This window comes from Bradyrhizobium sp. U87765 SZCCT0048, from assembly GCF_018131225.1.
Lineage (GTDB): Bacteria > Pseudomonadota > Alphaproteobacteria > Rhizobiales > Xanthobacteraceae > Bradyrhizobium_A.
Window position 1 is genome coordinate 591,860 of sequence record NZ_JAFCMM010000002.1, and the last position, 24,186, is coordinate 616,045.

The 24,186-nt window shown below is 67.4% G+C and carries 20 protein-coding genes; 10 read left to right on the forward strand and 10 right to left on the reverse strand.

The annotated features are described in order from the left end of the window. Positions 1–178 precede the first annotated feature (178 nt). The 3 genes from JQ639_RS15830 to JQ639_RS15840 form a co-directional block, all read right to left on the reverse strand. Entirely contained in the window at positions 179–2,086 is a 1,908-nt protein-coding gene (locus JQ639_RS15830) for a M3 family oligoendopeptidase (RefSeq protein ID WP_211966811.1), read from the reverse strand. Between the two features lie 159 nt (positions 2,087–2,245). Continuing rightward, positions 2,246–3,031 carry a DUF4198 domain-containing protein gene (locus tag JQ639_RS15835; protein WP_249123176.1) on the reverse strand — a complete coding sequence of 262 codons (786 nt, stop codon included), beginning with the start codon at positions 3,029–3,031 and terminating at the stop codon, positions 2,246–2,248. After that, positions 3,028–5,271 (reverse strand): TonB-dependent receptor, encoded by a 2,244-nt coding sequence (locus JQ639_RS15840; protein ID WP_211966810.1) that lies wholly within the window; start codon positions 5,269–5,271, stop codon positions 3,028–3,030. Before JQ639_RS15840 ends, JQ639_RS15835 begins: the two co-directional genes overlap by 4 nt. 200 nt (positions 5,272–5,471) lie before the next feature. Here JQ639_RS15840 and nikR point away from each other — a divergent pair, with 200 nt between their 5' ends. From nikR to JQ639_RS15860, 4 genes are all read left to right on the forward strand, one after another. Continuing rightward, positions 5,472–5,927: a nickel-responsive transcriptional regulator NikR gene (gene nikR / locus JQ639_RS15845; RefSeq protein WP_211966809.1), complete on the forward strand. Its 456-nt coding sequence runs from the start codon at positions 5,472–5,474 to the stop codon at positions 5,925–5,927. A 98-nt stretch (positions 5,928–6,025) separates the two neighbouring features. Then, positions 6,026–7,561, forward strand: a complete 1,536-nt coding sequence (locus tag JQ639_RS15850; RefSeq protein WP_211966808.1) for a sigma-54-dependent transcriptional regulator — start codon at positions 6,026–6,028, stop codon at positions 7,559–7,561. Between the two features lie 312 nt (positions 7,562–7,873). Further along, positions 7,874–10,099 carry a L,D-transpeptidase family protein gene (locus tag JQ639_RS15855; protein WP_249123175.1) on the forward strand — a complete coding sequence of 742 codons (2,226 nt, stop codon included), beginning with the start codon at positions 7,874–7,876 and terminating at the stop codon, positions 10,097–10,099. A 300-nt stretch (positions 10,100–10,399) separates the two neighbouring features. Continuing rightward, positions 10,400–12,040 (forward strand): peptidoglycan L,D-endopeptidase MepK, encoded by a 1,641-nt coding sequence (locus JQ639_RS15860; RefSeq protein WP_211966807.1) that lies wholly within the window; start codon positions 10,400–10,402, stop codon positions 12,038–12,040. 185 nt (positions 12,041–12,225) lie between these two features. On the opposite strand, the gene JQ639_RS15865 is transcribed toward JQ639_RS15860, so the two are convergent. Then, positions 12,226–12,504 carry a DUF2312 domain-containing protein gene (locus JQ639_RS15865; protein ID WP_211966806.1) on the reverse strand — a complete coding sequence of 93 codons (279 nt, stop codon included), beginning with the start codon at positions 12,502–12,504 and terminating at the stop codon, positions 12,226–12,228. Between the two features lie 386 nt (positions 12,505–12,890). On the opposite strand from JQ639_RS15865, the gene JQ639_RS15870 reads away from it, so the two are divergent. The 3 genes from JQ639_RS15870 (at position 12,891) to JQ639_RS15880 (ending at position 15,955) form a co-directional block, all read left to right on the forward strand. Further along, complete coding sequence (locus JQ639_RS15870) at positions 12,891–14,333, forward strand: caspase family protein (protein WP_211966805.1); 1,443 nt, start codon at positions 12,891–12,893, stop codon at positions 14,331–14,333. 95 nt (positions 14,334–14,428) lie between these two features. Further along, positions 14,429–15,199, forward strand: coding sequence for a tetratricopeptide repeat protein (locus JQ639_RS35315; RefSeq protein ID WP_349644701.1), 771 nt, complete (start codon positions 14,429–14,431; stop codon positions 15,197–15,199). A 114-nt stretch (positions 15,200–15,313) separates the two neighbouring features. After that, positions 15,314–15,955: an OmpA family protein gene (locus tag JQ639_RS15880; RefSeq protein ID WP_211966803.1), complete on the forward strand. Its 642-nt coding sequence runs from the start codon at positions 15,314–15,316 to the stop codon at positions 15,953–15,955. Positions 15,956–16,008: 53 nt separating this feature from the next. Here the strand turns inward: JQ639_RS15880 and JQ639_RS15885 are convergent, their stop codons facing one another. Then, the gene (locus JQ639_RS15885; RefSeq protein WP_211966802.1) at positions 16,009–16,341 is read right to left on the reverse strand and encodes a DUF1244 domain-containing protein; all 333 of its coding nucleotides are present in this window, start codon (positions 16,339–16,341) and stop codon (positions 16,009–16,011) included. A 203-nt stretch (positions 16,342–16,544) separates the two neighbouring features. Here JQ639_RS15885 and JQ639_RS15890 point away from each other — a divergent pair, with 203 nt between their 5' ends. After that, positions 16,545–17,141, forward strand: a complete 597-nt coding sequence (locus JQ639_RS15890) for a DUF1036 domain-containing protein (protein ID WP_211966801.1) — start codon at positions 16,545–16,547, stop codon at positions 17,139–17,141. Beyond that, positions 17,138–18,574, forward strand: coding sequence for a pyruvate kinase (gene pyk / locus JQ639_RS15895; RefSeq protein ID WP_211966800.1), 1,437 nt, complete (start codon positions 17,138–17,140; stop codon positions 18,572–18,574). The genes JQ639_RS15890 and pyk overlap by 4 nt, the downstream gene beginning before the upstream one ends. Positions 18,575–18,662: 88 nt before the next feature. Here the strand turns inward: pyk and JQ639_RS15900 are convergent, their stop codons facing one another. The 4 genes from JQ639_RS15900 to ykgO form a co-directional block, all read right to left on the reverse strand. After that, positions 18,663–19,088, reverse strand: coding sequence for an OsmC family protein (locus tag JQ639_RS15900; protein WP_283811641.1), 426 nt, complete (start codon positions 19,086–19,088; stop codon positions 18,663–18,665). 131 nt (positions 19,089–19,219) lie between these two features. Further along, positions 19,220–20,185 (reverse strand): alpha/beta fold hydrolase, encoded by a 966-nt coding sequence (locus JQ639_RS15905; protein WP_211967229.1) that lies wholly within the window; start codon positions 20,183–20,185, stop codon positions 19,220–19,222. 184 nt (positions 20,186–20,369) lie between these two features. Continuing rightward, positions 20,370–21,014 (reverse strand): tetratricopeptide repeat protein, encoded by a 645-nt coding sequence (locus tag JQ639_RS15910; protein WP_249123173.1) that lies wholly within the window; start codon positions 21,012–21,014, stop codon positions 20,370–20,372. A gap of 129 nt (positions 21,015–21,143) precedes the next feature. Next, the gene (ykgO, locus tag JQ639_RS15915; protein WP_006611362.1) at positions 21,144–21,269 is read right to left on the reverse strand and encodes a type B 50S ribosomal protein L36; all 126 of its coding nucleotides are present in this window, start codon (positions 21,267–21,269) and stop codon (positions 21,144–21,146) included. 360 nt (positions 21,270–21,629) lie between these two features. On the opposite strand from ykgO, the gene JQ639_RS15920 reads away from it, so the two are divergent. After that, entirely contained in the window at positions 21,630–22,499 is an 870-nt protein-coding gene (locus JQ639_RS15920; protein ID WP_211966799.1) for an amidohydrolase family protein, read from the forward strand. A 112-nt stretch (positions 22,500–22,611) separates the two neighbouring features. Here JQ639_RS15920 and JQ639_RS15925 read toward each other — a convergent pair whose 3' ends face one another. After that, on the reverse strand, positions 22,612–24,165 hold the full coding sequence (locus JQ639_RS15925; protein ID WP_211966798.1) for an ABC transporter substrate-binding protein: 1,554 nt from the start codon (positions 24,163–24,165) through the stop codon (positions 22,612–22,614). Positions 24,166–24,186 lie beyond the last annotated feature (21 nt).

Here is a 24,186-nt window from a genome sequence, read left to right on the forward strand (position 1 = left end):
TGCATCAAGGGCAATGTCCGACGCTACCTTATCTGCCTGATTAAACGGCCCTAAACGCCCGATTAAAGAGCGCGCAAGCACGGCTTGCAATGCGATTCGGCCAAGTTTTTCACGATGTGGGATTTGGGAGGCGGGCGCAATCGACGACGACTGCGCCCAGCGCCCGGATCGTCCGCCGTCAGCCCATCGCCTCGAGTTCGGAAATCATGCCCTCGATCACCGACAGGCCGCCGTCCCAGAACGTCGGGTCCTTGGCATCGAGACCGAACGGCTTCAGCAATTCCGAATAATGCCGCGTGCCGCCCGCCGCGAGCATCGCGAGGTAACGCTCGGCGAAGCCTTCGGCCGCGCGCTCATAGACCGCATAGAGCGAGTTCACGAGGCAGTCGCCGAACGCATAGGCGTAGACGTAGAACGGCGAATGGATGAAGTGCGGGATGTACATCCAATAGGTTTCGTACCCCGGCTTGATCTCGATCGCCGGTCCGAGACTCTCGCCCTGGACCGACAGCCACAGCTCACCGAGGCGCTGGGCGGTGAGCTCGCCGTTGCGGCGCTCGGTGTGCACCGCCCGCTCGAAGGTGTAAAACGCGATCTGCCGCACCACCGTGTTGATCATGTCCTCGACCTTGCCGGCGAGCAGCGCCTGGCGCTGCTTGCCCGCCTTGGTCGACGCCAGCAGGCGCTTGAAGGTCAGCATCTCGCCGAACACGCTCGCGGTCTCGGCGAGCGTCAGCGGCGTCGGCGCCATCAGCGCGCCGTTCTTCGCCGCCAGCACCTGGTGCACGCCATGGCCGAGTTCGTGTGCCAGCACCATGACGTCGCGCGGCTTGCCCTGGTAGTTGAGCAGCACGTAAGGGTGCGCCGACGGCGTCGTGGGATGGGAGAACGCGCCCGGCGCCTTGCCTGGCCGCACCGGCGCGTCGATCCAGCGCTCGTCGAAAAAGCGCGAGGCGATGTCGGCCATCTGCGGCGAGAACGCGCCGTAGGCGCCGAGCACCATCTTCCGCGCTTCGGGCCAGGCGATGGTGCCGGTGGCCGCGAACGGCAGCGGCGCATTGCGATCCCAGAACGGCAGCTGCTTCTTGCCGAACCAGCGCGCCTTCAGCGCATAGTAGCGATGCGAGATCCGCGGATAGGCCGCACGCACCGACGCCACCAGCGCATCCACCACCTCGCGTTCGACACGGTTGGAGAGATGGCGGGAATCGGCAATGTCGCCGAAGCCGCGCCAGCGATCGGAGATTTCCTTGTCCTTGGCGAGCGTATTGGTGATCAGTGCGAAGGTGCGCTCGTTCGCCTTGAAGGTCTTGGCCAGCGCCTGCGCCGCGGCCTTGCGCTTGTCCGGCGCGCGGTCCTGCATCAGGCTCAGGGTCGGCTCGATGGCAAGGTCCTTGCCGGCGATCCTGAAGCGCAGCCCGGCGATGGTCTGGTCGAACAGCCTGTTCCAGGCGGCATAGCCGCTGACCGACTTCTCGTGGAACAGCTGCTCGACGCGGTCCTCGAGCTGATAGGGCTTGTCCTTGCGGATATCCTCGAGCCACGGCCGGTAATGGCCGAGCTCCGGCGTCTCCATCGCCTGCTCCAGCAGCGCATCGTCGATGCGGTTGAGCTCGAGCGTGAAGAACAGCAGGTGCACCGAGGCCGCCGTGATGCGCTCGGAGACGTCGCCATAGAACTTGGAAATCGCCGGATCGACGGTGTCGCCGGCATGGACGAGGCCTGCGAAAGACACCAGGCGTCCGGCGAGATCGTCGATCGCCTCGAAGCTGCGTACGGCCTCCGCGAGCCAGACGCCGCCATTGGCCGCTGCAACGCCCTCGGCGAGCTTGCCCTTGTAGGCGGTCTCGAACCCGATGCAATCGGCCTCGAGCTTGTCGAGGTCGCGCGCGATCTCCGGCGCGTCGATCGAGGGATAGAGGTCCGCCAGGTTCCACTCCGGCAAACGGCCTTGCGCGCTCTTTGCCGCGGCCTTGCGGGCCGGCTTGACGGCGGCCTTCGGGGCGGTCTTGACGGCTTTCGCAGACTTTGCGGCGGGCTTGGCTGTGGGCTTGGCGGCGCGGCGGGTCGCAGGTTTCGCGGGCATGAAGGGGTGGACCTCGGAAGCAGAGACGAACGAACGGATGCCACGCGAGCCGGCCGGCGCACGCCTGCATCCACCCACAGCATATGTGCCCCGGACGGATTCGATCAACCATCGATCCCATGACGTTCCGATGACCGGGCCGTCATGTCGCGCCCTGCATCAGGGCACCGCGACAGGGAACGCGAGCGTGGCGTTGTAGAGATCGCTGTCGGCAAGTTGCCGCAGTCTGGCCGGCTTCACCTCGTGGTCGATCGCGAGCAGGTGCGGGCCGGCCTTGACCAGCGGGATCGCGACGATGCCCGTGACGTCGCTGCGGAATTTCGGAATGTCGTTCTCGGCCATCGCGGTGACGCCATCGCCGCGCTCGACCAGAACGCCGGCGAGCGGCCGGCCACGGAACAGCACCTTGACGCGCAGCATCTGCCCGGGTGCCGCCGCCGCCGGATCAGACAGCGGCACCAGCTCGAGCTCGTGGCCGAGCACTTTGCTCCACGGCGCATCGCGGCCGGTGATCGCCTTGGCGAACTTCACCGACCACATGCCCTTGCGCGCGTCCGGATACATCAGCTTGCTGCTGTTGCGGTAGCTGCCGTCGGCGGTCTGCACCCAGAAGCCGTTGTCGTAGCGCGCCGCCAGCAGTTCGGCCCCGCCGGTATCCGGCGCAGTGAGCACGAAGGTGTCGTCGACGACCGCGGGCGCCAGCTTGCCGATCAGCGAGGTCTTGCCGTCACGCGTGATCGCCTCGATCTCCAGCACCTTGTCGGCCAGCGGCGGCGGCCGGTCGCCGGGATGGCCGTAATTGACCACGACACGCGCGCCGGCGCCGTCCCCGGTGCGGGACAGCCAGAGGTCATGGGCCTCGGCGGCCGGCGCCGCGACGATGCAGGCGGCAATGGCGGCGAGCGACAGGAAACGCACCGTCGTCTTCATGTCATGCGTGTTCATTTCACGACCATTTTGGTTGTGGGGAGCGCCATGGCCGCAGGGACAGGCAGGCGATAGCTCAGGCCCGCGAGCAGCGTGAGCCGCGCCTGAGGGCTGGTGACGATATCGGCGGACGACGCCGTGACCGGATCACCGAGATTGATCGCGATCTCGCTGGTGCGGTCGCCCGGATACCATGTCGCCTGGGTGAACGCGGTCCAGCCCTCGGGCCAGCCATAGGCCAGCCGCCCGGTCACCCGCGAGTACGGCGAGGTCGTGAGCTGGCCATCCTGGGTCAGCTTCTTGCGGCCGACAAAGGTGACGTAGGCCGAGCCGAACAGGCGCTGCGCATTCCACGTCGCGACGTCGAAATCGACGCCGACATTGGCGACATAGTCAGGCACGTTGGGGACATAGAACGACGGCGCGCTGTCGAGCAGCCGCGCGGTGACCTCGCCATAGTTCGCGAACAGCGCGAGGCTGCGGTCGGGGGCCTTCACCAGCAGCAGGCGGGCGTCGAGATCGAAGCCGTCGCGGCGGGCATGGCCGAGAAACGACACCGGCAACCCCGGCGCCTGCTGGAATGATTCATTCTCCGAGAACGTGCTCCACGCGTCGACCTGGAACGAGAAACGATCGAAGCGCAGCTGCGCACCGACCTCCTTGCTCTCGATCTTGAACGGCTTGATCCCGGGATTGCCGATCACTTCCAGGGCGGCGTCGATGCTGCGGAAGCCCTGCCCGTAATTGGCGTAGAGTTCGAGCCACGACAGCGGCGTGATCGACACGCCGGCCTTGGGGCTCAGCACGCCCGGCGACAGCGTCTGCGAATTCGCCGGCGTCAGATTGTCCTTGAGGTCATAGACAAACCGGTCGTAGCGGCCGCCGCCGGTGAGCTTCAGCCATTCGAGCGGTTTGACCTGCAGCTGGGCGAAGCCGGCGAGACTGGTCTGGTCGATGCCGAGGTTCGCCGTCGGATTGACCAGCGCGCGGGCGACCGTGCTGCCCTGGAAGGCGTCGATGCTGTCGGTGCGCCAGCTGCCACCGACGAGAAGCTGCACCGGCAATACATCGCCGACGGCGCCGGTCCACACCTTGCGAACCGTACCGCCCGCGGTGACGCGATCGTCCTGCTGCCAGCGCTGGCCGCCGCCGAAATCGGCGTAGCGGTTCGACAGGCTGTGGTTGACATAGAGCACGCCGGACAGCTCCTGGTCGGGCGCGCCGGCGCTGTAGTTGGCGACGAGGTTTTCATAGTATCGGTTGCCGCCGTCAGTGGCGTTGACGGCGGTGCGCGGCGACAGTGTCCCAGCGAGCACCGCATCGCGGCTGATGTAACCGGGGGCGCCGAAGGTGCTGCCGTAGGCCTGCAGGTTCACCGACAGCTGGCCGTCGGTGCCGACGCGGGTCGTCACCGTATTGAAGGCGTTGTAGCGGTCGACGCCGCTGTTATCGCGGCTGCCGTCGGTGTGGTAGCCCTCCCAGGCGATGTAGGGATCGACCGCCTTGCCCTGGCTGCTGTAGGTGATCAGCCCCCGCCCGGTGCCGAACGAGCCGCCGGAGGCCGTCACGCTCGCGACCGGCTCGGAGCGTTTGGTGACGATATTGACGGAGCCACCGAGACTGGAATCGCCGTACTCGACCGAGAACGGCCCGCGGATGATGTCGACGCGCTGGATGGCCTCGGGAATGAGGATGTTGAGGTCGGCATAGTTCGGTGTGTGCAGCGACGACACCTGGTTGATCGGCACACCATCGATGAAATAGGCGATATCGCGGCCATGCTCGGCCTCGGTGTAGCCGCGCATGGCAATGCCGTAGCCGAGCGCGCCCTGACCGAAATTGGAGATGTTGACGCCGGGCAGCGACCTGAAGAGATCGCCGTAGGTGGCGATCGGGCTGCGGCTGACCCAGGCCGCGTCGAGCGTAGTGCTCGCCGCCGGCAGCGCCGATACCGCCGTCGACAGGTCGTTGCGGCGCGGCCCCTGCGCGGCGCCGGGCCCGCCCGTCGTGACGGCGGCCGGCACGAGACGCGGCGGCTGGACCGCGCGAGGCGCGGTCGCCTGACGCTGCGCGGCGGCGCGTCGGTCGGCGGAGCGGCGCTTTGCCACCACTGTCGGCGCCGTCACGGTGACCGGCGCGAGCTGTCGCGCCTCGTTCTGCGGCACCGTCGTCTGCGCCGACGCCGGCGGCACGGCCATCGCGGCGCCGATCAGAAATCCCGAAACGGCCGCTGTCGTCCGGCCTCCACGCACTGTCATGCCCGCACAGGGCCGCGCAGATATGCCTCCCGCGGGAGAAACACCTCCTGCAAGCCCCACCCCTCTCTGGAACGGACCGCGTTTTCGTCGCACAGTCGCGACCGCGCCCCGCTCGAATGACTCCGGCGCAGCGACGTTACCCACCCCGGTATGACGTTACAAGAAAAACGTCATACCCATTCCCCGATCGTGGATCCCCGATGCAACGCACGACCATCACTCTCGATGACGACCTGCTGAGCGAAATCGACGCGCTGGTGCAATCGCGCGGCTACCAGAACCGCTCCGAAGCGATCCGCGACCTCGCGCGCGCCGGCCTGCAGCAGGCGCGCCAGGACAGCAGCGAGGGCGACTGCGTCGCGGCGCTGGTCTACGTCTACGACCACGCCGCGCGCGACCTGTCGCGCAAGCTGGTGCAGAACTTCCACGGCCACCACGACATGGCGCTGGCCACCATGCACGTGCACATCGACCATGACAGCTGCCTGGAGATCGCGGCACTGCGCGGCACGAGCGCCGAGGTGCAGCATTTCGCCGAACACGTCATCGCCGAGCGCGGCGTCCGCTACGGCCGCGTCGTGATGATCCCGACCGGCGAGAGCCAGCCCGCCAGGCCGGCGAAGACGAAGAAACGACCGCCGCACCACCATGGCTGAATGACTGAACTGTTGATATCGGACCGCGCGGTCGCCGCCTTAACAGCACGTTAACGTTCTGCGCAGACATTGCCCCAATTCGGGACAGGAGTTGAGTGATGTCGACGCGTATCCTTATCGCTGACGACGACGCCGTACAGCGTCGTCTGATCGAGAACATGGTGCAGCGATTCGGGTACGAGGCGGTGGTGGTGGACAGCGGCGACGCCGCGCTCGCCACGCTGATTTCGCCGGATGCCCCGACCATCGACGCGGTGGTGCTCGACCTCGTAATGCCCGGCCTCGACGGCATGGGCGTGCTGTCGAAGATGCGCGAGGCCGGCATCGCGACGCCGGTGATCGTGCAGACCGCCCATGGCGGCATCGACAATGTCGTCTCGGCGATGCGCGCCGGCGCCCAGGACTTCGTCGTCAAGCCCGTCGGGGCCGAGCGCCTGCAGGTGTCTCTGCGCAACGCGCTGACCACCAGCGCCCTGAAAGGCGAGCTGCAGCGCATCCGCCACAGCCGCGAGGGCCGCCTCACCTTCCGCGACATCGTCACCCGCAGCGAGGCGATGGACAAAGTGCTGCGGATGGCCCGCAAGGCCGCCGGCTCCGGCATCCCGGTGCTGATCGAGGGCGAATCCGGCGTCGGCAAGGAGTTGATCGCCCGCGCCATCCATGGCTCGAGCGAGCGCAGCAGCAAGCCGTTCGTCGCCGTCAACTGCGGCGCCATCCCCGACAATCTCGTCGAGTCGATCCTGTTCGGTCACGAGAAGGGCGCGTTCACCGGCGCCACCGAAAAGCACGCCGGCAAGTTTGTCGAAGCCTCCGGAGGCACGCTGTTCCTCGACGAGGTCAGCGAGTTGCCGCTGTCGGCGCAGGTCAAGCTGCTGCGTGCGTTGCAGGAGGGCGAGGTCGAGGCCGTCGGCGGCCGCCGGCCGGTCAAGGTCGACGTCCGCATCATCTCCGCCACCAACCGCCAGTTGCTCGACCGCGTGAAGGCGGGCTACTTTCGCGAGGACCTGTTCTACCGTCTTCACGTCCTGCCGCTGACCGTGCCGCCGCTGCGCAACCGGCGCGAGGACATTCCGCATCTGCTGCGGCACTTCCTGGCGCGGTTCTGCGCCGAGGAGAACCGCCACATCACCAGCGTCGACGGCAACGCGATTGCGCTGCTGGCCCAGGCGGACTGGCCCGGCAACGTCCGCCAGCTCGAGAACACCGTGTACCGCGCGGTGGTGATGAGCGAGGGCGATCAGCTCGGCATCGCGGACTTCCCGCAGGTCGCGAGCCAGAGCGGCATGATCGGCGGCCTCGACGGCATGGCCGAACCACCGGTGCATCTCGCGCCGCCGGTCGCGCCACTGCAGATCCCGTCCGCCTCACCGCCCGTGATCGCAGCCGCTGACGTGCCGATCGCCCCGCCGCTGCCCGTCGCCGGCACGCTGTCGATGCTCGCCCACGATGGCGAGGTGCGCCCGCTTGAGGACATGGAGGCGGAGATCATCCGCTTCGCGATCTCCTATTATCGCGGGCAGATGTCCGAGGTGGCGCGGCGGCTCAAGATCGGCCGCTCGACCCTCTATCGCAAGCTCGACGACGCGGTCGCCGAGCCGGCCGCGGGTTCCGCGAGCGCATCCGACCGCGACTGAGCCGCGTTCCCGACGCCCCCGTGGAACAGCCTTCGCGTGCACTGCACATTGAACCGTGGCGGCACGGCGACACACCAAGGAAAAGCGCGTCGCCGCGCGTGCAAAGCGTTGCAACACGGGGGCATCTGCAGTCAGTTTCGCGTGAGTTCATCCACAGGCGCTGGTCGCCTGTGTCGGCCACGTGTATGTCTGCACTGCGTCGATGTGCGACAGGCCGCGATGAAACCGGCGCTTTTGCAGCAGGTTGTCGGATCGAATCAGATCATAAAGGGCAGGCCGCCCGTCGGAACCGGGCCTGCAAGGGGTACAAGAATGCATGACGCTTCGAAAGGCCGCACCGCTTACGACCGCATGATCATGGCGGTGGCAGCGAGCTTCCTGATGGTCTCCTCGACCGCGGTGCTGGCGCAGGCGCCGGCCAAAAGCGCCCAGGACCTCGCGATCGACGCCGCCGTGCCGATGCCCGACCCCGCCAACGTTCCGCCGCCCACCGCCGCTGACATCCCCGCCGCGACCGATGCCCGGGCCGCCGACGTGAAGGCCGAAGCCGTCAAGGACGCAGTCAATCCGGCCGAGACTGCGACCTCGACCGGCAGCGCCAAACCCGCCGACACCGCGACTGCGCCGGCCGAGAAGCCCAGGGACGCCACCGCGAGCATTCCCGAAAAGGCGCCGGAGACCGCTGCGGCGCCGGCCGCGCCTGCAACCGCAGCCGCTCCGGCCCAGGACACTGTCAACAAGGACACTGTCAACAAGGACGCCGTCAACAAGGACGCCGTCAACAAGGACTCGGCGACCAAGGATGCCGCGCCTGCGCCGGTGCAGGCCGCCTCCAGCGTGCCTGCCGCCGACCAGGCGGTCGCCGACAAGTTGCGCGATCTCGTCACCACCCGTGGCGCCAAGCTGTTCGATCGCAAGAACGAGCGCGCCGCCGTGGAAGCCTTCTACAAGGGCCGCGACTACGCGCCGATTCTGACCGAGGGCGGCGCGGCCAACGCCCGCGCCAAGGCCACGATCGCCCGCCTCAAGGACGCGGCGAGCGACGGCCTCGATCCCGCCGACTATCCGACGCCGGACTTCGCCGCCGCCACCACGCCGGATGCCCAGGCCGAGGCTGAACTCAAGCTGATCGCGAGCGCGCTCGACTATGCCCGTCAGGCGCAGAGCGGCCGCATGCACTGGTCGCGCGTCAGCGCCGACATCCAGTATCCCGAACACCCGACCGACCCGGCCCAGGTGATCGCCAGCCTCGCCTCTGCCAAGGACGTCGCCGCCGCACTCGACAGCTACAATCCCAGGCACAAGGGCTACCTCGCGCTCAAGGCGAAGCTTGCCGAGCTGCGCACCCGCGCCGAGGCGCCGTCGACGCCGATCGGCGACGGCGAAGCGCTGAAGTTCACCCCGGCGCGCAAAAAGCAGGCGGCCGTGGTGATGGAAGATCCGCGCGTGCCACAGGTGCGCGCCCGCCTCGGCATCACCGAGAACGCCGACGACACCCATTACGACCAGAACGTCGCGACCGCGGTCCGCAAATTCCAGGCGAACAACGACCTGAAGGCCACCGGCGTGCTCGACGCGCAGACCATTCGCGCGCTCAACAGCCCGAAGAAGGATCGCCAGATCGACATCGTGCGCGTCAACATGGAGCGCTGGCGCTGGCTGCCGCGCGACCTCGGCGCGCCCGCCGTCGGCGATGCCTATGTGATCCTCAACATTCCGGACTACACGCTCAAGGTGATGCAGCACGGCCAGCAGGTGTGGACGACCCGTGTCGTCACCGGCAAGCCGGGGACCCACGCCACGCCGCTGCTGACGGAGACGATGAAGTACATCACCGTCAATCCGACCTGGAACGTGCCGCCGTCGATCATCTACAACGAGTACCTGCCGGCGCTGCAGCAGGACCCGCAGGCGCTCGAGCGCATCGGGCTCAAGCTCGAGCGCAGCCGCGACGGCAGCGTCCATGTCTGGCAGCCGCCGGGTGAGCGCAACGCGCTGGGACGCATCCGCTTCAACTTCCCGAACAAGTTCCTCGTCTACCAGCACGACACGCCGGACAAGCATCTGTTCGCCAGGGACGAGCGTGCCTTCAGCCACGGCTGCATGCGGGTGCAGAACCCCGACCAGTACGCCGCGACGCTGCTCAACATCACCATGCCGAACGAGCACTACACGCCGGAGCGCATCCGCAGCATGTACGGCTCGAACGAAGTCGACCTCAAATTCCCGACACCGATCCCGGTGAACATCACCTATCAGACCGCATTCGTGGACGACGCCGGCAAGCTGGAATTCCGCAAGGACATCTACGGCCGCGACGCCCAGATGCTGGCCATCCTGCGCAGCAGCGAAGGCAAGGATCTCGAGCAGGTCGTCGCCCATGCCCAGCCGAACTACAGCCGCCCCAAGGGCGACATTCCCCAGGGCGTGGCCATGAACAATGTGGGCGGCGGCGCCAGCAGCGGCTTCAATTTCTTCGAGCGGCTGTTCGGCGGCCCGCCTACTCCGCCCGCCCCGGTGCGGCGCTACACCCGCTGACATCGTCGGCCGGACAAAATTCAAACGAAATTACAAGGGCTTCGCGCGAGCGGAGCCCTTGTTCGTTAACCACGCCCGAAACGGGGTGGTACCCTGCGGCGCTTTTTTGCCATACTCCGGCGGTTAGCTCTTCACAGCCGGTTGATCGGGGGGCCGTCAAAGCTCGATTAACCGATCGCGATTAAGACTGCATTCACCATCCCCGCCGCATGGGGTGGCGCGGATGGGTTCGATTGACATCGAGCCGTCTGAGAATTGAGCCGTCTGGGAATTGGGTCGTCTTGAGGGGATCGTTTTAACGTGCTGAGCCGTTTCGCACGCAGCTCAAGCCTGGTGTCGATTCCGCGCGCCGGTGTCCGCCTTGGAGTGGCGGCACTGCTGCTGCTCGGAGGCGCACGCAGCGTGCACGACGCCACCGCGTCCGGCGACACCCGCACCCTCTCCTTCCATCACACCCATTCCGGCGAAAACCTCACCGTTACCTTCAAGCGCAACGGCCGCTACGACGAGGCCGCGCTGAAGCAGATCAACCACTTCCTGCGTGACTGGCGCTCCCAGGACTCGACCGTGATGGATCGCCATCTGTTCGACATCCTATGGGAGGTCTACCGCGACGTCGACGGCAAGCAGCCAATCCAGATCATTTCCGCCTATCGCTCACCCGGCACCAACGCCATGCTGCGCCGTCGCTCGGCGCATTCGGGCGTCGCGCGTTTCAGCCAGCACATGCTCGGCCACGCGATGGATTTCTATATTCCCGGCGTGCCGCTGGAGCAGATCCGTTTCGCCGGCCTGCGGCTGCAGCGCGGCGGTGTCGGCTTCTATCCGACCTCGGGCTCGCCATTCGTGCATCTCGACACCGGCAATGTCCGCCACTGGCCGCGCATGACCCGCGAGCAACTGGTGCGCGTGTTCCCGAACGGCCGCACTGTGCATGTGCCGACCGATGGCAACCCGCTGCCCGGCTATCAGCTGGCGCTCGCCGAGGTCCAGCGCCGCAAGACCGATGGCGGCAGCGATGCAGCCTCCGGCAAGCCAAGCCTGCTGGCGGCGCTGTTCCGCGGCAAGTCGCAGACCGAAGACGACGACGAAGGCGCCCCCGCGGCCGCCGCCCCCGCCGAAGATCCGGCGAAGGCAACGCCGGTGGCCCTCGCCGCCTCGCTCGACGCCGGCAAGCCTGCCGGCCCGATCCCGCTGCCGCGGGCCAAGCCGGTCATCCCGGTGACCTACCAGGTGGCGTCGGCCGAGACCCAGTCCGTGCCGCTGCCGGCGCCGAAGCCGGCTGCCAGCCGGATCGCCCAGGCCGAGCCCGCCGCGCCGGGCGCCGCCGAGCCGAAACCGCAGACCCCCGCCGACATCATCAACGCCCGCGGCTTCTGGGGCGACGACGCCATCAAGCCGAAACAGGCGACGCCCGAGCAGGTCGCGCGCCTCGCCGCCCGCAACGCCTTCGCCGCGGCCGATCCGCAGCACACCGCGAGCGTCCCCAGAGACAGCCAGGCGCTGGCCTATGCGCCGCCATCGTCACCGCTCGACCGCAGCCGCATCGTCGCCGCCAGCGCGCCGATGCCGCGCGCGCCCCGGCCATCGACGACGCCGCGCAGCGCCGAAGTCAACACCGTGGTCACCAAGGGCCAGCTCGACCGGCCGTCCGCTATCACCACCACCCTGCGGCTGTCGCCGGCGACCAACGGCAACAGCGTGTGGATGCGAGCGATGATCCTGGCGCCGAGCGCCAGCACCACCGCGATGCTCGCCAGTTCGCTGAGCGACCCGGACATGACCACGATGCGGCACCTGTTCATCAAGCCGGCGACGACCGTGGCGATGGGCTTCTCCAACGATCCGCAACTCGGCCTGACCTGCGAGCGCTTTTCGGGCTCGGCCTATGCGAGCCTCGCGACCACCTCGTTCACCGTGCGCACCGCCTCGCTGCGCTGACCTGCGGCAGCGCCGGCCGGTCCTTGCGCCATCGCCGGTGGGTGTCTCCGGCCCGCGTCGTCCCGGTTCATATCGTTCCCGATCTGTCGTCCCCGCCCCAATGCAACAACCCGGCGCGCCTTGCGGCGGCCGGGTGAATTGCGTGTCGACGAACGGGCGGGTGCGCGCGCCGGACGGCCGCGCCGTCACAGCATGCCGAGCGCCTGCATGTAGGTCTCCAGGATGGTGTCGTGCTCCTGGCGCTCGTTGGCATCCTGCTTGCGCAGGCGGATGATCGTGCGCAGCACCTTGACGTCGTAGCCGTTGCCCTTGGCTTCGGCATAGACGTCACGGATGTCGTCGGAAATCGTCTTCTTCTCTTCTTCCAGCCGCTCGATACGCTCGACGATGGCCTTGAGCTGATCCTTGGCGAAGCGGGTCGCCGGTGCTTCGTTGTCTTCCTTGAGGGCGGCAGAGGTGGCCATCGCAATACTCCCGAATGATACCTGACCGGAATGTCAGCACTCCCCGGACCCGGAGCATGCTCCCGGCCGCCTGAGATCACCTTGTCCCGTGGACGTCGTCTGAAGGCTCCGCCCGCATTCGCCGGACACGGCGGCGGCAGAGCATCGGAAAGGACACTCAAGAGATGGGGGCCCGCCGTCAAGGCGTGCGGTCGCTCATCCACAATGACCCCACAGGAAGTTGTCCACCGGACCACTGGCAGGTGTTGGGAACATCGCATCATGGAACCGGCCGGGCCGCCCCCTGGCTGTGAACCTGCCCGCTCCGCCGCCAGACACAGCTAGTGTCCCGCCTAGCCGGCCTGTCCAGGGCCGTGGCGGCGTCCGACCCTCGCCGAGGTGGCGCCATGCTTCGTTCCGCCCGTCCGTTCCGCTCCGCCCTGATCGCCGCCGTCGCCATGCTCGGCGCCCCGTTCCTCGCCCCCTCCGGCGCCCTCGCGGAAAGCCGCGTCGCCCTGGTGATCGGCCAGTCGGCCTATCGCTCCGTAACCGAGCTGCCCAATCCCGCCAACGATGCGAAAATGATGGCGCAGATGCTCGGCGACGCCGGGTTCGACGTCATCAGCGCCACCGACCTGTCGCAGACCGACATGCGTGCCGCCGTGAGCAGGTTTGCCGCCAGGATCGCGGACACCGGACCCGACACCATCGCGCTGATGTTCTATGCCGGCCACGGCCTGCAGATCGACGGTGAGAACTTCCTCGTGCCTGTCGACGTCGATCCCAGGCGCGAGGCCGATATCCCGCTGCAAGCGGTAAGGCTCAACGACGTGCTGAACACGCTGTCGTCGGTGCCGAGCAGGATGCGCATCCTGCTGCTCGACGCCTGCCGCAACAATCCCTTCCCCGACCTTGCCCGGACCGCTGGCCACGGCTTTGCCATGCTCGACGCCAAGGCCAACGCCACGGGCACGTTCATCTCGTACTCGACATCGCCGGGCGCCGAGGCCGAGGACGGCCGCGGCATCAACAGCCCCTACACCACCGCGCTGCTGAAGGCGGCGCGCGAACCCGGCCTCACCATCGAGGAGACGTTCAAGCGTGTGCGCGTCGCGGTCAATCAGGACACCAGCGGTCGCCAGACGCCGTGGGACAGTTCGTCGCTGACCGATGCCTTCCGCTTCTTCCCGACCAAGGACCAGAGCAACACGCGGCCGCAGACCACCCCGACGCGATCCGCCGATGAATGGAAGAAGCAGCTCAAGGACAAGCCGCCCCAGGCTGCCTACGACCTCGTGATCGCCGACGACAGCGTCGAGGCCTATGAAGCCTTCGTCGCCCTCTACGCGCAGCCGCCGTTCGCCGCACAGGTGCGGGGCCTGCTCGACCGCCGGCGCGAGATGATCGCCTGGCAGACGGCAAACTTCACCAATTCCCGCGCCGCTTTCGAGGCCTTCCTGAAGCTCTATCCCGACAGCGACCTCGCGGCGACCGCACGCAAGCTGATCGAACGGCTGCGTAACCGACCGCTGACCGCGCCGATCAACGTCGCTGCGCTCGGGCCGACCTGCCCGTGCGGCCAGCCAGGCCCGCCGACCAAACAGAAGGCCGATGACGATCGCCCGGCCAAGCGCAGCATGAAGCGCGCCAAGCGCGACGACGACGACACACCGCCGCGCCGCCGTCGCCGGCCGCCGCCCGACGAGGAGGTCGTCTATGAGGCGCCGCCCCGCCCCGTCTATGTGCCTCCGATCGTCGGCGGCATCGGGATCGGCATCGGCCGCTTCGGCGGCGGCGGCGTCATGCGTGGTGGCGGCGGCACCTATGGTGGTCGCGGCCAGCGCTACTAACGTGTTTTCGAGCGAAGCATGCCCCGGCGCGCGATCTTAAGGGATCCGCCGCCGTGGTGTAGACTGGCCGTGCGATGGCTCGGGACCCGCGCCGCATGATCGTCCGCCTCCGCCTCCGGATCGGCCTGCTGCTGCTGCTGCTGCTGCTGCCGGCGATGCCGGCGCGCGCCGCGGTCGACCGGATCGATGTCCCGCCCTTGCCCACGACGCCAGCGCAGCCGCCATCCGCCACCGAGCAGCCCCCGCCTCCCGTAGCGCCGCCGGCCGAAACGCCGGCGCAAACCACGGTCACCGCGCCGGCGGACGAACCGCGCAAGGCGCCGGCCCCGGGGACGACCACCGTTCCCACCTTCGATGCCAAGGCGATCGCCGCCGATCCGGCGATCAAACAGCTCAGCGACCGCATCGCCGCCAATCCCCGGGATCATGCGGCATGGTATCGGCGCGGCCAGCTTTATGCCGTGCAGGGCGCCTATCATCTCGCGATCAAGGACTTCAACGAGGCGCTACGCCTCAACCCGAAGGATCCCGAGGCCTACAACAACCGCTGCTGGACACGCACAGTGATGGGCGATCTCGGCGCCGCGGCCGGGGATTGCGAGGAAGCGCTGCGGCTGCGGCCGGGCTTCGTCGACGCGCTCGACAGCCGCGGCCTGCTCAACCTCAAGAGCGGACGGATCCGCGAGGCGGTCACCGACTTCAACGCCGCGCTCGCCGTCAATCCACGCCTCGCCTCCTCGCTCTACGGGCGCGGCCTCGCCCGCCTGCGCAGCGGTGCGGCGGCCGACGGCGAGCGGGACATCGCCGGCGCGCGGGCGATCGATCCCGGTGTCGTCGCCGCGTTCGCGAGCTACGGCCTGCGCTGAGCGCTCCGCCACCGGCTTGAACCCGCCACCGCCGGACTCACACCAACAACACGGGAGCCGCGGATGCCGGCAGGCGTCCGGGCCAGCCCGGACGGACAGCATCAGGAGGAGACGATGTTGACATCGTTCAGGACCAACACGACACGCACCGCATGTGGCGTCGCCCTCGCCGTCGCATGCGCCATCGCGCCGGCCCGTGCACAGGACGCGATCGGCACCGACCAGATCCTCAATGCCCTGACATCGAAGCCGCGGGTGACGCGCAGCATGGCGGCGCCGCGTCCCGATCCGGCGGCGACGGCTGCCCAGGACCGGTTCGTCGCCGGCCTGCGCAACCGGCCGACACGTTCACTGTCGCTGAGCGAACGCGACGAGATCGCGACCATTGCGCGCGACCGGCCCAACATCGATCTGGAAATCACCTTCGAGTACAATTCCGCCGACATCAGCGCCAAGGCGCTGCCCCAGGTGGAAGCTCTCGGCAAGGCCCTCGCCACACCGACCTTGAAGGGCTCGACCTTCGTCGTCGCCGGCTACACCGACGCCACCGGCGGCGACACCTACAATCAGGAACTCAGCGAACGCCGCGCGGATGCGATCAAGGCCATGCTGGTCGAGAAGTACGGCGTCACTGCCGCCGATCTCGTCACCGTCGGCTATGGCAAGACGCGGCTGAAGAACCCGGACAATCCGACCGACCCGGCCAACCGCCGCGTGCAGGTCGTGACCATGACCGACAAGGCCGCCGCGCAGTAATCGTGATCACAGCTGGCGCGTGCCACGCGGCACGCAGGGCATGACGCCGGCGCTCAGTGGCCAGGATGACTCTTCTTCATCGCCGCGAGCTGCTCCGGCGTCGCCGCGCCCTGGTGCTTTTCCTTCCAGACGTCATAGGGCATGCCGTAGACCGCCTCGCGGCTCGCATCCCTGGTGAGCGCGACGCCGCGCGCGTCGGCCGCGTCCTTCAGCCAGTTCGACAGGCAGTTGCGGCAGAACCCGGCGAGATTCATCAACGCGATGTTCTGGACGTCGGTTCGCTCGCGCAGGTGCGCGACCAGCCGACGGAAGGCGGCCGCCTCCAGCTCTGTTCTGGTTTTGTCGTCGAGCGTGGCGGTCTGGTCGGGTGCATTCTGTTCGGACATGGCCTGATCCCGGATTATGATCTGCGTCAGCCACAGAAATAGGAAATTGTCACAGATTTTGCCATATCGCGGGCCGAATCGGGGCCGAGCGCTTGCGCAGCCTGCCTTCGAGGGCATCCCCTGACCCGAGAATTGATCGTGATCGCCGTTGACAGGGTATGCCAGTTACGCGAAATCAACAATCGATTGATAAATCTGACGAAATGACCGCACCCGATCGTTCGCAGCCGCACACCGTTCGCCCGCGCGCCCAGCATCTGCTGGCGATGCTGACGGCTGTGGTGGCGCTGGCCGCGCTGTGCGGCTTCAGCACGCCCGCCGCCGCCGACTTCCGTCTGTGCAACAACACCGCAAGCCGCGTCGGCATCGCGCTCGGATACAAGGATGCCGAGGGCTGGACCACGGAAGGCTGGTGGAACATCTCCGCCCGCAGCTGCGAGACGCTGCTCCGTGGCACGCTTGTCGCACGATACTATTACATCTACGCGGTCGACTACGATCGTGGCGGCGAATGGTCCGGACAGGCGTACATGTGCTCACGCGACAAGGAGTTCACCATCAAGGGCACCGAGGATTGTCTGGCGCGCGGCTACGACCGCACCGGCTTCTTCGAGGTCGATACCGGTGACCAGCGCGCATGGACCGTGCAGCTGACCGAATCCGCCGAACAGCAGAAGCCGGCGCCGGGTCTGCCCGGCCTGCCCAACTCTCCCCCATCAGGCGGAGCGCCCCAGCTCGGCGCACCGCCCGCGACGCCGGGAATCCCCCCGGCCGCGGCACCAGGACAGAAACCGCAATGAGACGCCTGCGGCGCATCAAGATTCTCGCCACCCTCGGCCCGGCCTCCTCCGACAGCGCGACGCTGCGCAAGCTGTTCGAGGCAGGCGCCGACGTGTTCCGCATCAACATGAGCCACACCTCGCACGACAAGATGCGGGAGCTCGTCGCAACCATTCGCAACGTCGAGACCAGCTACGGCCGGCCGATCGGCATTCTCGTCGACTTGCAAGGGCCGAAGCTGCGGCTCGGCCAGTTCGCCGAGGGCTCCGCCCAGCTCAACAACGGCGAGACCTTCGTCCTCGATTCCAATCCCGCGCTCGGCGACAAGACCCGCGTGATGCTGCCGCATCCGGAGATTCTCGCGGCGCTGCGCCCCGGCCACGCGCTGCTGCTCGACGACGGCAAGGTGCGCCTGATCGCCGAGGACACCACGCCCGAGCGCGCCATCACCCGTGTCGTGATCGGTGGCAAGATGTCGGACCGCAAGGGCGTCAGCCTGCCGGACACCGACCTGCCGGTGTCGGCGATGACCTCCAAGGACCGCGCCGACCTCGAGGCCGCGGCGGAAGCCGGCGTCGACTGGATCGCGCTGTCATTCGTGCAGCGCCCCGACGACGTCGTCGAGGCCAAGAAGCTGACGCGCGGCCGTGCCGCGGTGATGTCCAAGATCGAGAAGCCGCAGGCGATCGACCGCCTGCCGGAGATCGTCGAGGTGTCGGACGCGCTGATGGTGGCGCGCGGCGATCTCGGCGTCGAATTGCCGGCCGAGCGCGTGCCCGGCCTGCAGAAGCAGATCACGCGGCTGGCGCGCCGCGCCGGCAAGCCGGTGGTGATCGCCACCCAGATGCTGGAATCGATGATCCAGTCGCCCGTGCCGACACGCGCCGAAGTGTCGGACGTCGCCACCGCGGTGTTCGAGGGCGCGGACGCCATCATGCTGTCGGCCGAGTCGGCCGCGGGCAAGTATCCGGTCGAGGCGGTCGCGACCATGAATCGCATCGGCGAGGAAGTGGAGCGCGATCCGACCTATCGCTCGGTGATCAGCGCCCAGCGCCCCGATCCCGAAGCCACCGTGGGCGACGCCATCGCCGACGCCGCGCGCCAGATCGCCGAAACGCTCGACCTGTCAGCCCTGATCTGCTGGACGAGCTCCGGCTCGACCGCGCTGCGCGTCGCCCGCGAGCGGCCGAAGCCGCCGGTGGTCGCGATCACGCCGAACCTGATCACCGGCCGCAAGCTGTCGCTGGTGTGGGGCGTGCACTGCGTGATCGCCGAGGACGCCCACGACCAGGACGACATGGTGGAACGCGCCGGCCGCATCGCTTTCCGCGACGGCTTCGCCAACTCCGGCCAGCGCGTCATCATCGTCGCCGGCGTTCCGCTCGGCCGCCCCGGCACCACCAACATGGTGCGCATCGCATCGGTCGGCCCGAACGGCGACGCCAACGTGTGACGGGCCGCGTCCGCGGCAATAGCGACCATTGAAAAGCCGCGGCGCCTGCGCACCGCGGCTTTTTTTGTTGCGCGTGGCAGTGTGGCGGTCAGCTCACCAGCGCGGCGTCGAGCGAGATCTCGGCCTTGAGCAGCTTCGACACCGGGCAGCCGGCCTTGGCCTTGGCGGCGAGCTCCTGGAAGGTCTTGTCATCGGCGCCCGGAATCTTCGCGCGCAGCGTCAGGTGCACGGCGGTGATGGCGAAGCCATCGGCGACCTTGTCGAGCGTCACTTCCGCCGTGGTCTCCATGTTCTCCGCGGTGAGCTTGGCTTCGCCAAGGATCAATGACAGCGCCATGGTGAAGCAGCCGGCATGGGCCGCGCCGATCAATTCCTCGGGATTGGTGCCCGGCTTGCCTTCGAAACGGCTGGCGAAACCATAGGGATAGGCATTGAGCGCGCCGCTCTTGGTCGAGATCGCGCCCTTGCCGTCCTTGATGCCGCCGCTCCAGACGGCCGATCCTTGCGTCTTCATGTCCAACTCCCTTGCTGCGGCCCGCCGTGAACCGGCGTCCGTCATCCAGTTATCGTCGATGGATATGTCAACTCGATGCCGGCCATCGTGTCCGGCCGGGCGGCCCATCCTGCGCGTCCGCGAGGACGACCTCAAGGCTCCGCAAACTGGCGTTGCGGCGTCAGTGCATCGACCATCGCGTCGATCGCCGCAATCACGGTGTCGGTCGCCGCGTTCTGGACCATGTGGCCGACGCCGGGCAGCTCCACGAGCCGGGCATGCGGAACCGCCGCGACGAAGGCGCGGGCGTGCACGTCGATCGGCACGATGGTGTCGGCATCGCCGGCGATCACCGTGGCCGGCACGGCGATGTCGCCATAACGGCCGACCTGCGCGAGCACGCCGGCCTTGAGGGTGACGCGGTCATGGGCGTTGGCGAGGAATTCCAGCGGGCGCAGCAACAGCGCCAGCGCAGCGTCGCGCACGTAGTGAGACGGCATCGCCTGGGGCACGAACGCCGAACGCGCACCCGGCGCAAGCACCGCCACCCCCGCAGGCAGGGCGAGCGTGCGCGCGAACAGCGGGCCGATCAACGGCGTCGCCGCCAGCGCGTCGTGCCAGGCGACGCCGCTGCCGCGCCAGGGATGAGTGACCGGAGCGAGCATCACAAGACCCGCGACACACGCCGGATGATTGAGCGCCATCGCCGGCCCGAGCGTGCCGGCAAGCGAATGCACCACGAAAATCGCGCTGGAGATGCCGAGCTTCTCCAGCCCCTCGTTGATCATCGCCGCCTGGATCGCCGGCAGCGAGTCGTCGGCGCGCGCGCGGATGCTGAAGCCATGGCCGGGACGATCGACCAGGATGACGCGGTGGCGCCGCGCCAGCGGCGTACCCAGCGGCAGACGCATGGATTCGAGATTGGAGCTCGCACCATGCACCAGCACCAGCGGCGGCCCGGCCGCATCGCGCGGGCCAAGCTCCACCACATGCAGCCGTCCGCCGGCGACGTCGACGAGACGCCCGGCCGGACGATAGATGCGCTCGATCACGCGCACGCCGACCCAGGTGATCAGCGCAAGGACCAGCAGCGCGATCACAACCCACAGCACGATCATGGCAATCATCCGGCGCTTCTCTTCTCAGGTACGAACCAGCGCCGCCATCGTTTCCATGCCACGCGGCAGCCGGCAAGACGCGATGAAAAGCGATACGGGAACATTCGGCGCACGGGCTGGTGCGACGGTCCAGACGCTCGCATTCCGTCCCGGCAGCCCCTTTGCGAATGTCAGATCCATCACACTAGATGTCGCGGCCCTCGACCTTCTCGGACAGGGTCTTGACCATCTCCGGCACCTTCTCGAGACGCGGGTTGAGCGCCAGCGCCTGGCGGAAGGCATCGAGCGCGCGCTTGTCGTCGCCGTACTCCTCCATGATCATGCCGAGGCCGGCCAGCGCACCGAAATGGCGCGGCTCCCGCACCAGCACTTCGCGGATGTCGGAGAGCGCGCGAACGTAGTCGTTCTTGAGGTAATAGACGGTGGCGCGCCGGTTCCAGGCCTCGATGTAGTCGGGCCGCAGCTTGACCACGGAATCGAGCAGCTTGAGCGCAACGTCGAGCTGTTTGGTCTCCATGGCCGCGCCGGCCCGCGCCATCAGCAACGCGGCGGTATCGCTGGGCGTGGACGACCAGATTGCCCAGATCCGCGCCTCGACATGCTTGGCGCTGGCGTCATCCGGCGCGACCTTCAGGGCGCCGAACAGGAAATCGAGATTTTTGGTCTTGTCGCCACCGACCCGCGGCAGCTCCTTGGGAGGCCCGGGGGGCTTGGCTGTGGCCGGCGGCCCGAGCTGCGGCCGCTGCTGGGCGGCGACCGGTGCCGCAGCGAACAAGATGGCGACGGCGGTCGCGGCGAGCAGGCGCAATGCCATGGACGGGTTTGCCATGGGCGAAGTCTAGACGTGCTTTATCGCACTGCAAAGCGCCGCAGCGTCAAACGGACGTGATATGGACAATCCAGAGCCCCGGCAGGCGCCGGAGCTTGCATGATCCGGCCGAGGCCAGGATCAGCCCTATCAGCCCTGGCGGGCCTTGAAACGGCGCTGGACCTTGTTGATCACGTAAACCCGGCCCTTGCGACGGACCAGACGGTTGGCGCGATGGCGGCCACGCAGCGACTTCAGCGAATTACGGACCTTCATGGGACTAACCTGCTCGTTGAAAGGCCGCGTATGAGGCCGAAAAACAAGGAAAAATTCGGGGATGCCCCGCCGGCAGCCGGGCTGCGCGAGACGGCCGGGTTCTAGCCATGCGACAGTGGAATGTCAATGCGACTGCACGTGATTTGTCCGCTTTTGTGGTGCGCCGCCTCCGTGCGCCAGCCCCGCTGCTTTATTACAACCACCTGAAATCGTAACAAAATTCCGTGCGGCGAACCGTCCACAGCGGCGTGAAGGTGCGCCAGCGGGATCGTGCAAGATCCCTTCCGCTGCGCCTGAATTCGTTATAGCGTATAATCAATTTCAGATTGGCCTTATCCTCCTGCTGCCCGGGTGCCTGCCATGCTCAATCTCGACGACGTCATCGCCATCGACATCCATACCCATGCGGAGGAGCCCTGCGGCACCCATGGCGACGACGGCTATGACGACTTCCAGGCCGCCATGGCCGAATACTTCAAATCGCCGCACAAGCATCCGCCGACGGTGCCGGAGACCGCCGCCTACTACCGCGCCAAGAAGATCGCCGCCGTGATCTTCCCGGTCGACGCCGAGCGCGAAACCGGCTTCCGTCGCTACAACAACTACGAGATGGCGGAACTGGCGGCGCAGAATTCCGACGTCCTGATCCCGTTCGCCAGCATCGACCCGGCCAAGGGCAAGCTCGGCGCCCGCGAGGCGCGCAAGCTGATCGCCGACTACGGCATCAAGGGCTTCAAGTTCCACCCGACGATGCAGGGCTTCTATCCCAACGACCGCATGGCCTACCCGCTGTACGAGGCGATCGCCGAAGCCGGCTCCATCGCCCTGTTCCACACCGGCCAGACCGGCGTCGGCTCGGGCATGCCCGGGGGCAACGGAATGCGGCTCAAGTATTCCAACCCGATGTACATCGACGATGTCGCGGTCGACTTCCCCGACATGAAGATCATCCTCGCGCACCCCTCCTTCCCCTGGCAGGAAGAGGCGCTGTCGGTCGCGACCCACAAGCCCAACGTCTACATCGACCTGTCGGGCTGGTCGCCGAAGTACTTCCCGCCGATCCTGGTGCGCTACGTCAACACCATCCTGCAGGACAAGATGCTGTTCGGCTCCGACTGGCCGGTGATCACGCCGGACCGCTGGATGGCGGATTTCGCCAAGCTCGACATCCGCGACGAAGTGCGGCCGAAGGTGCTCAAGGCCAACGCCCGCAAGCTGCTGAACATGTGATGCCACAGGCGCGCGCCGCGCTCCGCAGGAACTTGTCTGAAAACTTAACTGAAAATGCATCAGGCGCGGAGCTCTCCGCGCCTGATGGCGTTTTGAATGGCCTTTCGCCGATTTATTTGCTGCGCGCGATATTCCAGTAGACGGGGATGCCGGCGGCGAGCAGCCCGGTCAGGTTCTTGCGATAGCCGCGCACCAGATAGAACTGGCCGACCGGCACATAGGGCACCGTCTCCAGCGCGCGCAGCTGGATGGCGCGGGCATTGGCCTTGCGCCCTTCGAGATCGGGAATCATCGTGAACTCGGCGCGCAGCTTCTCGATGGTCTCGTCGCACGGCCAGCCGAACCACGCCTTGTCGCAGTTCGAACGCAGCGCAAGATGGCCGACCGGCTCGGACATGTCCGGCGCCGCCGGGCCCGACATGAACGCCGACCAGCCGCCCTGCCCGACCGGATTCCTGCTGGCGCGGCGCGTCGACAGCGTCGGCCAGTCCATCGCCTGGTAGTCGACGTTGAGCCCGATGTCGCGCATCGCCTGCGCCACCACCAGGGTCTGCGGATGCAGCGCGGTCTCAGTGGCGTCGAGCAGCACGATCGGCGCGCCGTCGTAGCCGCTCTCCTTGACCAGTTGCTTCGCGCGCGCCGTGTCGGGCTTCGGCCAGCCGGCATCAGTGTAATACGGCGAGTCGCACATGTAGAACGACGGGCAGCTGGTGTAGAGCGAGGCGTCGTCGACATAGGCACGCAGCGCCTGCTCCTGGTCGACGAGATGCAGCACCGCCTGGCGCAGCCTGGCGTTGTTGAACGGCGGCACCGCCTGGTTCAGCCGCATGACGCCCTGCAGCGCAGACAGCCTGGCGATGCCGACCTTGTCGTTGCCCTTGAGCAGCGACATCATATCAGGCGGGATTTCCTCGAAGATGTCGATCTCGCCGGCCTGCAGCGCATTCAGTGCGGTCTGGGCGTCGGGAATGATCACCCACTCGACACGGTCGACCCCAGCAACCTTGCCGCCGGACAGACCGTTCGGCGCCTCGTGGCGCGGCGCGTAGGTCGGCGCCTTGACGTAGACCACCTTCGATCCTGGCGACCACTCGTCACGCTTCATCATGAAGGGACCGGAGCCCACCGGATCCTTCACCGCCTCGTTGGTCGGCGTCTTCGCGATGCGCTCGGGCATGATGAACGGCACCATCGAGCTCGGCTTGCCGAGCGCCTCGAGCACGAGGCCCCAGCGGTCTTTCAGCACCAGACGCACCGTGCGGGCGTCGACGGCGTCGAGCGATGCGGTATGGGCGGTGAGCTGCTGGCCGAGCCCGTCGAGCTGGCCCCAGCGCTTGAGCGAGGCGACGACATCGGCCGCGGTCACCGCCGCGCCGTCGTGAAACTTGAGATCGTCGCGCAGCACGAACGTCCAGGTCAGGCCGTCGTCCGACGTGGTGAAGCTCTGCACCATCTGCGGCTTGATCGCGCCCTTGTCGTCCTGCGCGAACAGCGTGTCGTAGACCATGTAGCCGTGGTTACGGACCATGTAGTCCGACGTCACCATCGGATCGATGGTCTTGAGGTCGCCGAAGGGGCGCACCTTCAGCGTCGTCTGCGCCGATGCGGCGCTCGCCGCGACGACGGCCAGCGCCGCCGCCATGATCGCCTTGACAGATCTGTTCATGGTCGTTTCCCCCTGACGCAA

Bases quoted from the DNA above. Each gene is read 5' to 3' on its own strand.
- JQ639_RS15830 (WP_211966811.1), bottom strand. From the start codon at position 2,086: ATGCCCGCGAAACCTGCGACCCGCCGCGCCGCCAAGCCCACAGCCAAG.
- JQ639_RS15835 (WP_249123176.1), bottom strand. From the start codon at position 3,031: ATGAACACGCATGACATGAAGACGACGGTGCGTTTCCTGTCGCTCGCC.
- JQ639_RS15840 (WP_211966810.1), bottom strand. From the start codon at position 5,271: ATGACAGTGCGTGGAGGCCGGACGACAGCGGCCGTTTCGGGATTTCTG.
- nikR (WP_211966809.1), top strand. From the start codon at position 5,472: ATGCAACGCACGACCATCACTCTCGATGACGACCTGCTGAGCGAAATC.
- JQ639_RS15850 (WP_211966808.1), top strand. From the start codon at position 6,026: ATGTCGACGCGTATCCTTATCGCTGACGACGACGCCGTACAGCGTCGT.
- JQ639_RS15855 (WP_249123175.1), top strand. From the start codon at position 7,874: ATGCATGACGCTTCGAAAGGCCGCACCGCTTACGACCGCATGATCATG.
- JQ639_RS15865 (WP_211966806.1), bottom strand. From the start codon at position 12,504: ATGGCCACCTCTGCCGCCCTCAAGGAAGACAACGAAGCACCGGCGACC.
- JQ639_RS15870 (WP_211966805.1), top strand. From the start codon at position 12,891: ATGCTTCGTTCCGCCCGTCCGTTCCGCTCCGCCCTGATCGCCGCCGTC.
- JQ639_RS35315 (WP_349644701.1), top strand. From the start codon at position 14,429: ATGATCGTCCGCCTCCGCCTCCGGATCGGCCTGCTGCTGCTGCTGCTG.
- JQ639_RS15880 (WP_211966803.1), top strand. From the start codon at position 15,314: ATGTTGACATCGTTCAGGACCAACACGACACGCACCGCATGTGGCGTC.
- JQ639_RS15885 (WP_211966802.1), bottom strand. From the start codon at position 16,341: ATGTCCGAACAGAATGCACCCGACCAGACCGCCACGCTCGACGACAAA.
- JQ639_RS15890 (WP_211966801.1), top strand. From the start codon at position 16,545: ATGACCGCACCCGATCGTTCGCAGCCGCACACCGTTCGCCCGCGCGCC.
- pyk (WP_211966800.1), top strand. From the start codon at position 17,138: ATGAGACGCCTGCGGCGCATCAAGATTCTCGCCACCCTCGGCCCGGCC.
- JQ639_RS15900 (WP_283811641.1), bottom strand. From the start codon at position 19,088: ATGAAGACGCAAGGATCGGCCGTCTGGAGCGGCGGCATCAAGGACGGC.
- JQ639_RS15905 (WP_211967229.1), bottom strand. From the start codon at position 20,185: ATGATCGTGCTGTGGGTTGTGATCGCGCTGCTGGTCCTTGCGCTGATC.
- JQ639_RS15910 (WP_249123173.1), bottom strand. From the start codon at position 21,014: ATGGCAAACCCGTCCATGGCATTGCGCCTGCTCGCCGCGACCGCCGTC.
- ykgO (WP_006611362.1), bottom strand. From the start codon at position 21,269: ATGAAGGTCCGTAATTCGCTGAAGTCGCTGCGTGGCCGCCATCGCGCC.
- JQ639_RS15920 (WP_211966799.1), top strand. From the start codon at position 21,630: ATGCTCAATCTCGACGACGTCATCGCCATCGACATCCATACCCATGCG.
- JQ639_RS15925 (WP_211966798.1), bottom strand. From the start codon at position 24,165: ATGAACAGATCTGTCAAGGCGATCATGGCGGCGGCGCTGGCCGTCGTC.